The organism is Chitinophaga sp. Ak27 (assembly GCF_012726295.1).
Classification (GTDB): domain Bacteria; phylum Bacteroidota; class Bacteroidia; order Chitinophagales; family Chitinophagaceae; genus Chitinophaga.
The window spans coordinates 1,346,895-1,362,624 of record NZ_JABAOB010000001.1 but is presented as its reverse complement, the minus strand read 5'-3'; the positions used below and the strand labels follow the sequence as shown (position 1 = coordinate 1,362,624).

Annotated in this window: 10 protein-coding genes; 6 read left to right on the top strand and 4 right to left on the bottom strand. The window is 46.7% G+C overall.

Annotated features, from left to right (window positions below):
* Window positions 1-9 precede the first annotated feature (9 nt).
* The 3 genes from HGH90_RS05295 to HGH90_RS05285 all read left to right on the top strand — a co-directional run bounded on the left by HGH90_RS05295 (window position 10) and on the right by HGH90_RS05285 (window position 4,114).
* Window positions 10-585 (top strand): plasmid pRiA4b ORF-3 family protein, encoded by a 576-nt coding sequence (locus tag HGH90_RS05295; protein WP_168763978.1) that lies wholly within the window; start codon window positions 10-12, stop codon window positions 583-585.
* A gap of 104 nt (window positions 586-689) precedes the next feature.
* The gene (gene miaA, locus HGH90_RS05290; RefSeq protein ID WP_169190543.1) at window positions 690-1,589 is read left to right on the top strand and encodes a tRNA (adenosine(37)-N6)-dimethylallyltransferase MiaA; all 900 of its coding nucleotides are present in this window, start codon (window positions 690-692) and stop codon (window positions 1,587-1,589) included.
* Window positions 1,590-1,744: 155 nt separating this feature from the next.
* Window positions 1,745-4,114, top strand: coding sequence for an ABC transporter permease (locus HGH90_RS05285; RefSeq protein ID WP_169190542.1), 2,370 nt, complete (start codon window positions 1,745-1,747; stop codon window positions 4,112-4,114).
* A gap of 73 nt (window positions 4,115-4,187) precedes the next feature.
* Here the strand turns inward: HGH90_RS05285 and HGH90_RS05280 are convergent, their stop codons facing one another.
* A complete protein-coding gene (locus HGH90_RS05280; RefSeq protein ID WP_169190541.1) occupies window positions 4,188-5,744 on the bottom strand; it encodes an OmpP1/FadL family transporter in 1,557 nt (518 codons plus the stop codon).
* Between the two features lie 158 nt (window positions 5,745-5,902).
* The gene (locus HGH90_RS05275) at window positions 5,903-6,967 is read right to left on the bottom strand and encodes a hypothetical protein (RefSeq protein WP_169190540.1); all 1,065 of its coding nucleotides are present in this window, start codon (window positions 6,965-6,967) and stop codon (window positions 5,903-5,905) included.
* Window positions 6,968-7,252: 285 nt separating this feature from the next.
* Here HGH90_RS05275 and proS point away from each other — a divergent pair, with 285 nt between their 5' ends.
* The 3 genes from proS (at window position 7,253) to HGH90_RS05260 (ending at window position 12,535) form a co-directional block, all read left to right on the top strand.
* Window positions 7,253-8,728 (top strand): proline--tRNA ligase, encoded by a 1,476-nt coding sequence (gene proS, locus HGH90_RS05270; protein WP_168763974.1) that lies wholly within the window; start codon window positions 7,253-7,255, stop codon window positions 8,726-8,728.
* A gap of 127 nt (window positions 8,729-8,855) precedes the next feature.
* Complete coding sequence (locus HGH90_RS05265; protein WP_169190539.1) at window positions 8,856-11,777, top strand: histidine kinase; 2,922 nt, start codon at window positions 8,856-8,858, stop codon at window positions 11,775-11,777.
* Window positions 11,774-12,535 carry a LytR/AlgR family response regulator transcription factor gene (locus tag HGH90_RS05260; protein ID WP_078672331.1) on the top strand — a complete coding sequence of 254 codons (762 nt, stop codon included), beginning with the start codon at window positions 11,774-11,776 and terminating at the stop codon, window positions 12,533-12,535. The genes HGH90_RS05265 and HGH90_RS05260 overlap by 4 nt, the downstream gene beginning before the upstream one ends.
* 254 nt (window positions 12,536-12,789) lie before the next feature.
* Here the strand turns inward: HGH90_RS05260 and HGH90_RS05255 are convergent, their stop codons facing one another.
* Both HGH90_RS05255 and HGH90_RS05250 read right to left on the bottom strand, forming a co-directional pair.
* Window positions 12,790-14,364 (bottom strand): trypsin-like peptidase domain-containing protein, encoded by a 1,575-nt coding sequence (locus HGH90_RS05255; RefSeq protein WP_168763972.1) that lies wholly within the window; start codon window positions 14,362-14,364, stop codon window positions 12,790-12,792.
* 298 nt (window positions 14,365-14,662) lie between these two features.
* Entirely contained in the window at window positions 14,663-15,661 is a 999-nt protein-coding gene (locus tag HGH90_RS05250; RefSeq protein ID WP_168763971.1) for an acyl-CoA reductase, read from the bottom strand.
* Between the last annotated feature and the right edge of the window lie 69 nt (window positions 15,662-15,730).

Below are 15,730 nucleotides of genomic sequence, written 5' to 3'. Positions count from 1 at the left end.
CTTTTTGTCATGCCGGTTTTGAAATTCAGAGTTTACTGGGAAGAAGATGAAAGTGTCTACAGAGACATTGCCATTAAGCCGAATCAGACGTTTTTAGTATTTCACCAAGCTATTTTGCAGGCATTCGAATTTGACTCAAAACATAAAGCTACTTTTTTCCGTAGCAATGATAACTGGCAACGCGGCCGTGAAATTATCCTCGAACTGGATAACCAGCCCCGCAAAGCGGAACCCTTGCTCATGGCCGATACCATGATCGCCGCCGCCGTAAAAGATCCAAACCAGAAATTTATTTACCTCTACGATTTCGCTAAAAACTGGTCTTTCCTCGTAGAACTGATCGGCGTTTCCAAAGACGAAAACAGCAAAATTACCTACCCCGCCTGCGTACGTAAAGAAGGCCTCGCGCCCAGCCAATATGGTACCAAAGGTCTCGTAGGTGACAAACTCGTGGAAATGGAGGAAAAATATGACCTCAACAAAGAAGGTATGGACGCCGATGGCTTCGGAGAAGAAGGAGAAGAAAGCGATGCCATGGGCGGCGATAGCGAAGAATTCGGCGCAGAAGAAGAAAGTAATTTCTAGTTAATTTATCCAATACGATACAACGGAGTTTTGGGAAGATGCCAACAGCCATTGTGCTACCTGCCATCTGCTCAAAACTCCGTCCACTTTTCAGCTCATCAGATATGCAAAAAACGGTTATCGTCATCGCAGGACCCACTGCCTCCGGTAAAACAGCCTTGTCCATACAGCTGGCACAACTGTTCAATACCGCCGTGATCTCTGCCGACTCCCGGCAGTGCTACCGCGAAATTACCGTCGGCACTGCAAAGCCCTCTCCTGAAGAACTGGAGGCCGCTCCACACTATTTCATCAATTCCCACAGCATAAAAGAAGATATCAACGCCGGCATCTACGAAAAACTCTCCCTCGGGTACACCCGGGAAATATTCCAACAGAACGACGTGGCTATTATGTGCGGCGGCACCGGCCTCTATATCAGGGCCTTCGCCGAAGGAATAGACGATATGCCCGCTATTCCCCCGGGCATACGCACCCATCTCAACGACCAATTTGTGCAACACGGCATTGCCTGGCTCCAGCAACAACTCCAGGAAAGAGATCCGGACTTCTATGCCATTGCGGAAACCCAGAACCCACAGCGCCTCATCCGCGCCCTGGAAGTGCTCAACGCTACCGGAAAATCTATTACCACCTTCCGCACCGCCAACCGTACACCCCGCGATTTCCGTATTATCAAAATAGGAATCACCCTCCCTAAAGAACAACTACACCACAACATCCATTACCGCGTAGACCAAATGATCCACGCCGGCCTCGTGGAAGAAGTACGGTCGGTAACCCCCTACCGCGAACACAACGCACTCCGCACGGTTGGATACCAGGAAGTATTCCAGTTCCTCGATGGACACATTTCCCTCGATCAGGCCATCAACGATATCAAAACACATACCCGTCAATACGCCAAAAGGCAACTCACCTGGTTCAGGAAAGATGCCGCCTTCCAATGGTTCGATCCCCGCCAGGTGAAAGATATTGTTACCTGGATACAACAACAGCTATAACCTTACATTTGTGAACAATTACTGTATCAAAAGTGGACACTGTTTATTTATTTTGTATGTATAAATAATTTACTTTTATAGAGATGTAATCATGGCACTCCGTTCGCTGCTCCGCTTTCCAACCCACTCCCTCACAGGGGATAAATGAGCCGCTTATGATTAAAAACTACCTGAAAATTGCCTGGCGCCAGCTCACCAAGAACAAGCGCTTTACTACGCTCAACCTGGCAGGCCTCTCTACCGGTCTCGCCTGTACGTTTTTGATATATTTGTGGATACACGATGAGCTGACATTCGATCGCTTTCACCAGCACGACCAGCACCTGTTCCAGGTAATGGAAAATAAACCACATGAAAAAGGCATCGTTACCTCCGGGGAAACACCGGCCATGTTAGCGGAAACGCTTGTTGCCACCATGCCGGAAGTTGCATATGCAGCGGTAAGTACGCCCCCGTCCTGGTTCCCTAAAGCAATAATGGCTGCCGGTAAACAAAACAGCAAAGCCGGTGGCATTTTCGCAGGGAAAGATTATCTCCGCGTTTTCTCCTATCCACTGTTACAGGGAAATGCACAACAGGTATTGCAGGATAAAAACGGCATCGTTATTTCTGAAAAACTCGCCCAGACACTCTTTCACAATGCAGCAAATGCAGTGGGGAAAACTATCAACTGGCAGTTCGATGTCATTAAAAAAAACAGCATTGTTACCGGTGTCCTGAAAAACATGCCTGCTAATTCCTCGGCGCAATTCGATTTTATACTACCCTTCGATGCGTTCAAAGATATCATGAATATTACGCAAATGGACCCGCAAGGTCCTTTTCTCACATACCTGGTCACTAAAGAAGGTATCAATGTACCTGCGTTCAATGCAAAGCTGAGCCAATATATGACCAGCATTACCCGTGGTGCCGGCACGCCGCGACAGCTGTTTCTCCAACGTTACAGCAACAACTACCTCTACGGCGATTTCGAAAATGGCGTATCGGTAGGAGGGAGGATCAGCTACGTAAGATTATTTTCGCTCATCGCACTTTTTATCCTGCTGATTGCAGGCATCAACTTCGTTAATCTCTCTACTGCCCGGGCTTCCGACAGAATGAAAGAAATGGGTATCCGTAAAACTATTGGCGCCAACCGCGCTACCCTGATCTTCCAGTACCTGGGTGAGTCTATGATGATGACTTTCATCGCGCTTCTTATTGCCCTCTTGCTGGTAGCCCTGCTGTTGCCACAATTCAACCTTGTTACCGGCAAAACATTATCACTGACTCCTACACCAGGCATGGTGCTGTCTATACTGGGTATCACCTTCTTTACCGGTTTATTGGCGGGAAGTTACCCCGCTTTATATCTCTCAGGATTCAATCCACTCACGGTATTGAAAGGAAAGCTCCCCGGCGCAACAGGACAGCTGCTCGCCCGGAAAGGCCTCGTGGTATTTCAGTTTACGCTCTCCGTACTTTTCATGGTGGCAGTGATTACCATCTGTCGGCAAATCGCTTATATACAGTCCAAAAAGCCGGGCTACGATAAAGACAATGTGGTATATTTCGATGCGGAAGGCAAAGTTGCCAAAGAAGGCATGCCTGCCTTTTTAGCAGCTGTAAAGAAAATCCCCGGCGTGGTAAATGCATCCGGCATGGTAGGCAACCTGCTGGGAGCGCCTTCTATGGGTTATAACTGGAAGGGAAGAGGTATAGATAAAACGATTCTCTATCGTCCAGTCCAGGTTAATTACGATATGATTGAAACGCTGGGCCTGGAAATGGCGGCTGGCCGGCCGTTTTCCCGCAACTTCGGCACGGATAGCTTTAATATCATCTTTAATGAAGCGGCTATCAAAGCCATGGGTATCACTGATCCGGTAGGAAAAGTTATCTCGTTCAATGGTATTACCACCACGATTATAGGAGTAGTGAAAGATTTCCACTTCCAGTCGCTGCACGAAACAATCAAGCCCCAGTTTTTCACGCTCGACTTTCACAACAGTACGGTAATGGTAAAAATAAAAGGAGGGCAAACAAAAGCGGTGCTCGATAAACTGGCTGCTTTCTACCAGTCATACAATCCAGGATTTATCTTCGATTACAAATTCCTGAATGAGGATTACCAGGCGCAATATGTCGCGGAAAATAGAGTGGCGGCGCTTTCCCGGTACTTCACCGGGCTGGCGGTATTGATTTCCTGCCTGGGATTGTTTGGCCTGGCCATGTTCACAGCAGAAAGTAAACGCAAGGAGGTCAGCATCCGCAAGGTGTTAGGCGCTACGGTGGCCAATATCGTGATGATGCTATCCAAAGAGCTGCTGCGTGCCGTACTCCTGGCGGTGTTGATTGGATTACCACTCGCCTGGTATTGCATGGACCGCTGGCTGAACAGCTTTGCCTGGCATATTCAACTGGGACCAGGCGTGTTCCTGTTGGCAGGCGGTGCCATTTTGGGTATTACCATATTGACGGTAAGTTATCAAACCATCCGTGCAGCTACCGAAAACCCCGTAAAGAGCTTAAAAATGGAATAACGTCAAACTTCAGATAAATTAAAAGGTCCGGATATACTACCCCGACCTTTTAATTTATCAGGAAATAACTTGCTTAGAATTTAAACCCGATGGTCAGCATAATATTGCTCCGTGTATAATCCAGGCTGGCTGCCTTTGGACTGAGTGACGCTTCATACACTGTATAAGGCTGGTACCTGTCGTTGCCCTGTGTATAGCTATAAGTAGCATCGGCATAAAAACCCTTGTTGCGGAAACCGATACCACCGCTATATACTTTGCGGGAAGCATCTATGCCGGCATTGTAAGCATCATTGCTGTATGGGTTGGCATACCAGGCAAAGCCGGCTCTTACCGCGTACATCGACATGAATTTCAGTTCTGCACCTGCACGTAAATTGGAAGTAGAGCGGTAAATAGCGTTGATATTATTGTTTAACAGGTTCTGGGTGCCTTTATCATCACTCATCCGGAATTTACCACTGGCCTGGTTTACAAACTCATAATCAGCCGTGATAAAACCTTGTGTGCTGCGTGCATCCTGCAGGTTACCGAAGAAGTAAGATGCCCCGGCAGCTGCACGCAGTGGAGCAGTAAAGTTGTAATCACTTTCTACGGCATAACCATTAGTTTGATCAACAGAGAATGCGCTCACTTCTTTTTTTCCATCTTCTACATCAGAATAAAGTTCAGAAGTGATGGCGTCATGAAGCGAGTAGAAGGTTGGTGTCACAAAAGTACCGCCTACTCTGAAACGGTCGGTTACTTTATAGAGAATACCCACCTTACCGCCAATACCCAAACCGGTACGTTTCAGGTTCTTGTAATAATCAAAATAAGAAAAGTTGTTGTTGGGATTTTTGCTCACATCATCTTCTGACCAGGTGAGGGATTCCTTGTAGTTGATGCTGGGCAGGTTCAGGCTGGCGCCAATGTACAGGCGATCGCCATAGTTCCCGCCAATAGCAAAAACATATTCGTTCAAACCACCTTCTGTTTTCAGCATACCGCGCTGGTCAACGGATGGCAGGTTCCCAATTTGTCTTTTTGGAGAAGCTAAGCTCATCGGTTCTTTATTACCCCCGCCCGTTGGCTGGAAGTCGGCAATCAGGCCGGTGCTGAAGCCCAGATCAGTACCCAGGGCCTGGGTAGCTTTGTTGCCGCTGAAAATATCATCTACCCAGGAATCGGAATAAGAGGAATTGGTATTCCTTCCTGCAATAGCAATTTGGTTATTATAGTTGGCCAGGCGGTCCATACCCAGTGAAAAAGTGATGTTGTTCCAGGTACTGCGGCCGCTGTTTTTGTTAGTGGCAAAGATTACCCCGATATTGGGCACCTGGAAATTGCTCCGGTTGCCGGTTGTCTTATCTCCATTCGGATTAGGTAACCAGGTAGATGTATTGTTATTGATATTAACGGCTCCGGAAATCAAGAATTCTCCTGTTTTAAATACGGCAATACCTGCCGGGTTAATGTGGGCGGATGAATAATCTCCTCCCAGGCCAACGCCTGCTCCGCCTAACGCCTGGGTTCTGGCGGTACCATGAGGTTGTAAGGGCGAATAAAGCAATGCATCGTTGGAACTCTGTGCCAGGGCTGTTGCAGAAATAAACAAGCCGCCTAAAAGAGGATAAAGTCTTTTAATCATGATCTGTGGTCTTAAAAAATGAGATTTGCTTGCAGGTAAACGCTGTAGTTGCTAGCACGTACTGCAGTCTGTATAACGGTTATATAGGCAAAACCTTGTATGGAGATAAAAAATAAGCGTAGGTTTTTAGGCTACGCTTATCTTGTCAATGTTTTTAATTAACGGCCCCCTCTGGAAGGACGGCTGTAACCACCGCCTCCGCCACCGCCGGAGTTGCCACCACCTCCGCCGCCGCCAACACGACCACTACCACCGGAAGGAGGAGAGTAGCTCGGCTGACTCGGTGCAGGTCTGCTGTATTCTACGCGCTGCGGACGGGAATAATTACCACCACCGTTATTATTGCTAGGATAATTGTTATAGCTGCCGGAAGGGCGGGAAATAACAGGTCTTTCAGAGCTGCTCTGTTGGAAAACTCTGCGCGGTCTGTCACCTGATGGGTTTACATAACCACCGTTACCATTGCCATTCACCGGTTGCAAAGTACCGCTGCGGGAAGGACGGGAATAACCACCGTTACCGCTGCCGCCTACCACACCGCCACCGCTGGTATAGCTGGCCCTTGGAATTCTTTCGCCGCTGGATCTTACCGGGCCGTAGGAATTAGAAGGACGGCTGGTGTAATAACCACCACCATGTCCCCAGTATCCACCGCCATGACCCCAATAGCCACCACCATAATAAGGGTAGCCACCATAGTAGTAAGAAGGCCAGTAACTACCAATGTAAGGATAACCCCAACCACCATAGAAACTGCTGCCCCATGGGCTATAGTAACCGCCGCCCCAGCCCCAGCCTAAGCCCAGGCTCAGAGAAGGACCATAGAAGCTGCTATATGGACTGTAACCCCAGCCAAATCCGCTGCCCCAGCCCATACCATAACTGCCGAAATACAGGTTGGAAGCTGCATTGTACCCATCCCAGTAACCCCCGGAATAGCTGCTGCCACTGCTGCCAAATCTGTTTAAACGACGCTGGTAATCGCCCTGGTCATCGTCATAGGTCACATAGGTACCTTCATCCTGTACACCTTCTACATAAGTACCATCATTCTCATCCTGGCGGCTGTTGCCGCTGGATCCATTGTTGGAGGCATAGGAGCCCTGCTGCTGCTGACGCGGAGAATAATAAACATCATCCGGTGTCTGAGCCGTTTTATATGTGCTGGAACACGCCCCCAATGTGAGCGATGCTGCCAGTCCCATGTATAATATAGGCTTCATTTGAAATATATTTTAAGCGTGATTCGTGTAGTAAATTTACTTCTTTTAAACGGATTTAATAGTCAGAAAGTTACAATAACACAGACGACTATATAATATTTTCTGATAACTGTTTGCACAGTTATGTTTTTCATCTATGTTTGTGGCATTTTCTTCTTACGTAAAATTCGACAAAAACTAAGCCAATTCAGCCTTTATTGCCCGGCTGGAGAACTTATTTTTGACAGGATAAATTGATGCGTAATTGGTTTAAAATAAACGATATATAAATAAGGTATAATTTTTATGAGTAAAGAGATTACAGCCCGCTCGGAAGACTATTCAAAATGGTACAACGACCTGGTATTGAAAGGCGGACTGGCAGACTACTCTGCCGTGCGGGGATGTATGGTGATTAAACCATACGGCTTTGCATTATGGGAAGCAATGCGCGACGTACTGGATCGCAAATTCAAGGAAACCGGCCACCAGAACGCATATTTTCCGCTGTTCATCCCCAAAAGCTTTTTAAGTAAAGAAGCCGCCCACGTAGAAGGCTTCGCAAAGGAATGCGCAGTAGTAACACACTATCGCCTCAAAAATGATCCAAACGGCGGCGGCGTCATCGTTGACCCCGAAGCTAAGCTGGAAGAAGAACTCATCGTTCGACCCACGTCCGAAACTATTATCTGGAATACTTATAAAGACTGGATTCAATCTTACCGTGATCTGCCATTACTCATTAACCAATGGGCCAACGTAGTTCGCTGGGAGATGCGCACCCGCCTGTTTCTCCGCACCGCAGAATTCCTCTGGCAGGAAGGCCACACCGCCCACGCTACCGCGGAAGAAGCTATCGCGGAAACAGAACAGATGCTCGACGTATACGCCGACTTTGCAGAAAACTTTATGGCTGTACCCGTCATCCGTGGCGTGAAGTCACCCAGCGAGAGATTTGCCGGCGCAGTAGAAACCTATTGCGTGGAAGCCCTCATGCAGGATGGTAAAGCCCTACAGGCCGGTACCTCCCACTTCCTGGGGCAAAACTTCGCCAAAGCCTTCGATGTACAGTTTTCCAATAAAGAAAATAAACTGGAACACGTATGGGCTACCTCCTGGGGCGTATCCACCCGCCTCATCGGCGCACTCATTATGGTACACAGCGATGATGAAGGACTAGTGCTGCCACCTAAAATAGCACCTATACAGGTAGTGATTGTGCCTATCTATAAAGGAGCAGATCAGAAAGCAGGGCTCGATGAAAAGGTAAACGTCATCGTGAAAGAACTGAGAAACGCCGGTATCATCGTGAAATACGACGACTCCGACAATTCCCGCCCAGGATGGAAATTCGCAGAATATGAAATGAAGGGCGTTCCCGTTCGTATCGCCATCGGTGCAAGGGATCTTGAAAATAATAGCGTGGAAGTTGCCCGCAGGGATACAAAAGAAAAAATGAGCATGTCGCTCGACGGACTACCAGCCCGCATCAAAGACCTGCTCGACGAAATACAACTCAATCTCTTTGATAAGGCTAAAGCCTACCGCGACAGCCACATTACCCGGGTAGATACCTTCGATGAACTGGTGAAAGTGCTGGATGAAAAAGGTGGCTTTGTATCTGCTCACTGGGACGGTACCGCCGAAACAGAAGAACAGATCAAAGACCGTACGAAAGCGACCATTCGCTGCATCCCGCTGAATAACCCGCAAGAAGCAGGTACCTGTATCCTGACCGGTAAACCTTCTAAAGAAAGGGTGTTGTTCGCAAGAGCATATTAAGATCGTTTATTCCCTTATGGGCGTATTTTACTATATTGGCCATATTCCATATAATAAAATGCGCCAGTAAGGGAATAAACAACTTTTCGTATATCCCTATTGGACAATAAATCAATAAAATGATCCAATGCCCTTGAACCGTTTTATAATGTTATGGGCGCTGGTCTTCTTCTGTAAGGTTACTATATGCATGGGGCAGGGGCTCATGATCCGTAACTATAATGTGAAGGATGGACTGGCCAACGCTACTGTTTATGCTGCCGTGCAGGATAAAGACGGTTTCATATGGTTTGCTACACCCACCGGCGTCAGTAAGTTTGACGGGAAAAGATTCCGTAACTACACCAAAAAAGATGGACTCACCGACAACGATGTTACCAAACTGGCCGCCGATTCTAAAGGACGGGTATGGTTTTTTACACTCAATGGTAAACCCTCTTTTTACGACAAGCCGCTCATCCACAGCGATGAAAATGATTCCTCACTGATCTTCAACAGTCGTAGCCATTACATGCAGTATGCCTTCGACGGAAAAGGCGGCTACGTTTGGTTTCTCAATACCAACAACCGTATCATTATGTATACGGGTAAAGAAACCTCCTATATACAGGGTACATTCGACCTCTTTCACATGATGCGCAACGACAGCATCTATCACCCCTTACAGCCGTCTTTTCATCTTGATGGACTGGCAGATCTGAATAACTCAACCCAGAAAGTATTTCCCGTATGCCCATTGCCGTTAGATGATTCCTCCCTCCATACCCGTATCATTAATAAGGCCCTGGTAATTATCCGCAATACGCTGTATTCCTACACGGCAAAGGATGCCATCTGCTTTTTCAATGGCAGCGAATGGGGCATCCACGATGATATCAGCCACGTTTGCCTCGATAACGATAACCTCTGGGTAGGTACCCAGCGCGCCCTTTACTTTCTCAAAGATTTCTTTAAAGGAGAAAGAAAAGTGACCAGGCTGCTCGACAACCACTACATCACTTCCCTCCTGAAAGACCGCGATGGCAACATCTGGATCACCACTTTCGGTGATGGGGTTTACAATATTCCCTATAAGAATTTTTATTTCAGCTACCTCGATAATACAAACGGCCTTTATTCGCATTCTATCTTCAGCATCTCAAAAGACAAAAAAAATGACCTGCTGCTGATAGGACAAAACGCCGGTATCCTCAATACCATGGACGCGGAAAACCGTATCCGCCAATACACACTGGATACCACTTCCGGGCGAAATAGCCTGCTCACGATCCAGCCCCGCGGCGATAATAATATGCTGATTGGTACGGATAACGGGCTGTATAATTTTAATACAGCCACCCAAAAAGCATCGCTGCTGAAAGCAGTCAGAATGCTGAAAGACGTGGATATTTCCCCTACCGGCAAAATCAGGATAGCCGCTAAAAACCAGGTAATAGCCCTCGATGATTATTTCATCGGCGACCTGGATATGCTGGTCAATTCTGTAGCCTGTATCAACGACTCTGCCTATTATGTGGGTACCAATACGGGGCTCTATTATTGTACTGACGGTAAACGCCAGCTCATACCCACGGGAACGGATACCCTGCGCAAAGTCAATATCAAAGACCTGAAGTGGATAGACGGCTCATTGTGGATTGGCACCAGCGATCAGGGCATTTACGTGATGCGCCATGACGCTATTGTAAAACATTTTTCTTCTGCTGATAACCTGGCCAGCGATATCTGCCAACAGCTTTATTATGATGGCATAGGTCGCCTCTATGTGGCCACCAACCGCGGACTGTCGGTCATCGATGTGAAAAAAGAATCCATTACCCGTAACATCACCTCCAACGATGGACTGAGCTCAGATGATATTCGCGGGGTATATTCGGATAACGATCTGTTATATATAGCGACTTCTAATGGTCTATGCTATTTCAATGCAGATCATATTCCCGTAGATACCATCCCGCCGGTCATCTACCTGAATAATATCCGCTATGGCGACAGTACCTACAAGGCCATAAATAATTTTGTACACCTGTACCAGCGGAAAGCTTCCTTTGAGGCCGAGTTTGGCACCATTGTCTTCGATTTGCCGGAGCTGGTGGAGTACCAGTATAACTTTTCAGGAGATACTACTAACGGATGGGTATCTACCCGGTCAAACATCATCCCGTTCCCTGACTTGCAGCCGGGAACCTATAAATTGATGGTGAGAGCCCGAAAATATAAGAGCGATTGGTCCAATACCCTGAGTATGGACGTGAGCATCCTGCCCAGGTGGTACCAGCAATGGTGGTCCAGGGGCATCTTATTGCTGGCCGGCCTGTTACTGGTATTGGTGGGCCTGCGCTATATTATCCGGCGTATAAAACAGGCAGAAAAACGGAAAACAGAATACAACCGGCGTATCGCAGAGCTGGAGGCCAAGGCGCTGACCAACCAGATGAACCCGCATTTTATATTCAATTCCCTCAATTCAGTACAGCATCTCATCCTGGAAAAAGAAGAGAAGCAAGCCCTGAATTTCCTGGCAGATTTTGCCACTTTAATGCGGCAAATGCTCAATAATTCCCGGAAATCCTATATTTCCCTGGAAGAGGAAATTGCCTTCCTGACCCGGTACCTGGAGCTGGAAAAGATCCGGTTTGCCCATTCCTTCACGTACCACTTTATTATGGAGGATGCGCTAAAAGAATATACCATTTACATTCCACCCATGATTATCCAGCCCATAGTGGAAAATGCCATTAAACATGGCCTCGCTCCAAAAAATATCAGCGGTTACCTGGAAATCCGGCTGGAAATGGTGGATGATCTCTTATATTGTTCTGTAGATGACGACGGAATAGGCTGGGATAAGTCAAATAGCATTAAAAGCTCGAGGCTCATTAAACACGAGTCAACTGCATTAAGCGTGATTAAAGAGCGCTTGCAGATTATAAAATCTTTTAATGGAAGTGTTGGAAAGTTAGAAATTATTGATAAATTTAAATCTGGTTTCGGCAATAAGGAAGGTACCTTAGTTGAAATTCTGATTCCCATTGTTAAGATGTTATGAGTAATATAAAAGCTGCCATTGTAGACGATGAAGTCCGCAACATTCATATTTTGCGCAATATACTGGAGAACTACTGCAAAGATGTGACAGTTGTCGGTGAAGCGCAAAATATCAATGAGGCGGCAGAAATGATCAAAAACAATCCCATTGATGTTCTGTTTCTTGACATTGAGATGCCGCCACACAATGGGTTTCAGCTCCTGGAAATGTTCCCGGTCCTGAATTTTGAGGTCATTTTTATCACCGCATTCCAGGAATATGCGCTGCAAGCCATCAAATTTGCTGCGCTAGACTACCTATTGAAACCCATCAAGGTCAGCGAGGTGGAAGATGCCCTGGAAAAGGTAAAGAAAAGCAAGAAAGGCCGGCTCAATGAACTGGCATCTATCCTGAAGGATTATGTTAAAAACAACGATAACGCCTTCTCCAAGATCGTAATACCGGTCAATGACGGCTATAATGTTATCGACCTGAAAGATATTATCTACTGTGAAGCATTCGATAGCTACACCAAAATCCAGCTGATCAACAACGTTTCCCACCTGATTTCCAAATCCTTAAAGGAATATGAGGAAATGCTCTCCGATAAAGGATTTTACCGGGTGCATAAGTCCTTCCTGATCAATATCCACCATATCGTTAAGATCATTAAAGGTCTTGGTACAGCGGTAGTGATGAGCGATCAGAAAAATATCCCGATCTCTTCCCGTAAAAAAGACGAGTTCTTTACCCAACTGAAAGGGGTGATCAATTTATAATATTATTAATATTTTTTAATTATTAAAGCCGGTTGCACAACGCTTAACCGGCTTTTTGCTGCGTTCCTATCTTTCTTTACAGTGTTTACGGATCAGGGAATCTCCGTTTCATATACTTATGTTATTTTCATAATGGGTTTTCATAGATATGGCTGATTGCATGATTTGCCTTTCCAGGTAATCCATGTATGACTTAATGGAAAAGCCCCCCGCGAATCGTGGGGGGCTTTTGAATGCTTTATACTGGCTAAGGCTTACAGGTTCTGTGAAGCGCTGCCGGTGGTTGAAATATTATAATAGTAGATGCTGTTGCCTCTTTCGGGGTAAAAACCGACGAGTTTCAGGTTTTTGCTCTTGTCTAACGCACTGCTAAGTGCATCTACAGAGGTTACCGGGGTATCACCGGCTTTGAGGATCACGAAACCAGGCGCCATGGAAGTTTGTTTTTTCAGGATACCGTTGCCAATATCATTTACAATCACACCGCCATTTACGCCCAATCGGGCTGCCTGGTCCTGGCTAAGTTCACCCAGATCAGCGCCTAAGCGGTCCAGGGCGGTTACCTTCACCAGGTCGGTATTTCCCTTCAGGTTTTTCATGACTACGTTGTCAACAGTGGTTTCTTTATTGCCACGCAGGTAAGTAATGCTGATTTTATCGCCTGGTTTGTAACGGGCTACCTGTTCGCCAAGTTGGGAAGTAGCCGGAATCTTTACGCCGTTAATAGCAGTGATCACATCGCCGGCACGCAGTCCCGCAGCGGCTGCAGAGCTGTTGGGCAGTACTTCTGTTACCTGTACCCCGTTTACGTTCCTTTTAATACCGGCATCTTTCAGCTCTTCATCGCTCATATTATTGATGAGGGATGATTGGGCATATCTTACGCCAAGGTAAGCTCGTTGTACGTTGCCATATTTCAGGATATCGTTAACTACTTTTTTTACCAGGTTAACCGGGATAGCATAGGAATAACCAGCATAAGAACCGGTGGGCGAAGCGATTGCAGAGTTAATGCCTACCAGCTCACCGGCGGTATTTACCAGTGCACCACCGCTATTACCCTGGTTTACAGCGGCATCGGTTTGTATAAAGGATTCGATAGCGCTGTTCATTTTACCACCGCTGCGGTTAATACCAATGGAGCGGGATTTGGCGCTCACGATACCGGCAGTAACGGTAGCATCCAGGTTTAATGGATAGCCTACGGCCAGTACCCATTGCCCTATATCCACGTTGTCGGAGTTACCATACATCAGGTATGGAAGGTCTTTAGCGTCAATTTTAATGACAGCCAGGTCGGTACTGGGATCGGCGCCTACCAGTTTAGCCTTGAAATTCTGGTTGCTGTTGAGCGTTACATTGATTTCGTCGGCATCAGCAATCACGTGGTTGTTGGTAACGATATATCCATCGCCGGAAATCAGCACACCGGAACCGGAAGCCATTTGACCGGGAATGTAATATTTACGTCCGCCACCACCGCCGTTGAATTCATCTCCGAAAAAGTCATCACCAAAAAGATCCTGCAGGATGCTGCGTTGACGCTGGAGGTTATTGCCATTGGTAACCTGGCGGGGATTGATTTTTGTTTTAATGTGCACTACGCCGGGAACCGCCGCCTTGGCGGCTGTGGTAAAGTCGGAGGGGGGAGTAGCGTTGGAATTGCCTTCGGAACCAGGCATATACCGTGCATAATTAACAGGGACTTCTGTGCCATTCTGATAAACTATCGGCTGCCTCGGTTGGAAATATTTGCCATACACAAATATGGAGGCAGTTGCCGTTACTGCACTGATAAGGACAGTTGTAACAATTTGCTTGAATTTCATATTATAGTGTGTTTGCGTGATAATTAATGAGATAACAACGGCATAAGATCAATTTGCATGCCCTTGCTACAAATTTAACAGGTACAACGAATGAAACGCAAGTACCCATATTTACTTTAACACATTTTTATCGTAATCGTTAAACACGGCTTAAAACCCCACTGACAGAGCTGTCAGGTTGCATGTCAATATAACAAGTAAATGCGACAAATTGTTAGAAGCGGAAAGCAAAAAGCTATTGTAGCAGGTGATTAATGCGGATAGTTATCCGCTACAATAGCTTTTTACTTTCGGCTTTTTATAATTCCAGGAGAAACTTCAGGGTATCTACGCCATCGGCGTAGTCAATCAGGCTGGGTTGCTGGGCATAACCGAAAGGTGTAAACGAATGCCCTATCAGGCACTGGATGGCTTCTTCGCCCGAAAGCTCCTGTTGCAGCTGGGCCATATCTATATAATAGCTATAGTGCAATACGCTGAGGGGGGAAAACAGGGCGGTATTTTCCTGCAGGAGTATCGTACCGTTGGTAATATAAGGGCTGCTATTGAGCAGCAGTAAGGCCAGGTTATAGTCGTAGTTGTTTTTGTATTTATGGTGGTCGGCCAGGTGGCTGTACTTATCCAGTGCTTTCAGCAGCGGTTCAAAATCGTAGTTAGTCGGTACGTATATTTTGGTCACATTCCTGCAGCCGAGTCCGAAATATAGCATAATATCATCTGCCAGGGCTTCCAGCTCAGCAGCAGACTCGTTGCCGGTAAGAATGGCGGCAGAGGTGCGGTTATGCCGGATAATATGCGGGTATTTGGCAAAATAATAGTGGAAATACCGGGCAGAGTTGTTGCTGCCGGTGGCAATATAGGCATCGCAGCCTTTCAGCATCTCCTGGATTTCAGTTTGGTGTGCCAGGGCAGGATACCATTCGCCTATCTTTTCCAGGATATGTTTCAGGAGAATTTCGTCTTTGCCTGATAGCTTCATTTTAACCTGGTGCCCGCTCACGAAACCGCAAAGCCAGTCATGGAAGCCTACGAGCGGAATATTTCCCGCCGTTACAATGCCAACCGTTTTAGCCTCGCGGGCTTCCGTTACTTTTGGGTAGCCCTCCAGCCAGTCTCTTAATTTTTCCGGGGAGAGGAAATACTGGGAGATATTATCCAGGGCGTTATCTATAAAGGCAGGTGTAAACCACCCATTGGCGATAAAAGCGCGCTCTTTCACTGCTTCCAACTCGGGGCTTTTAGCGGCCAGATACTGCCCCAGACGTACCAATGCGGCTTCTTTTTCTATAATGTTCATGAAACTATATAAATAATGACTTAATTAAACCGGGAAAATTTTATTTTTGTCACACAAAATTAATGGCTT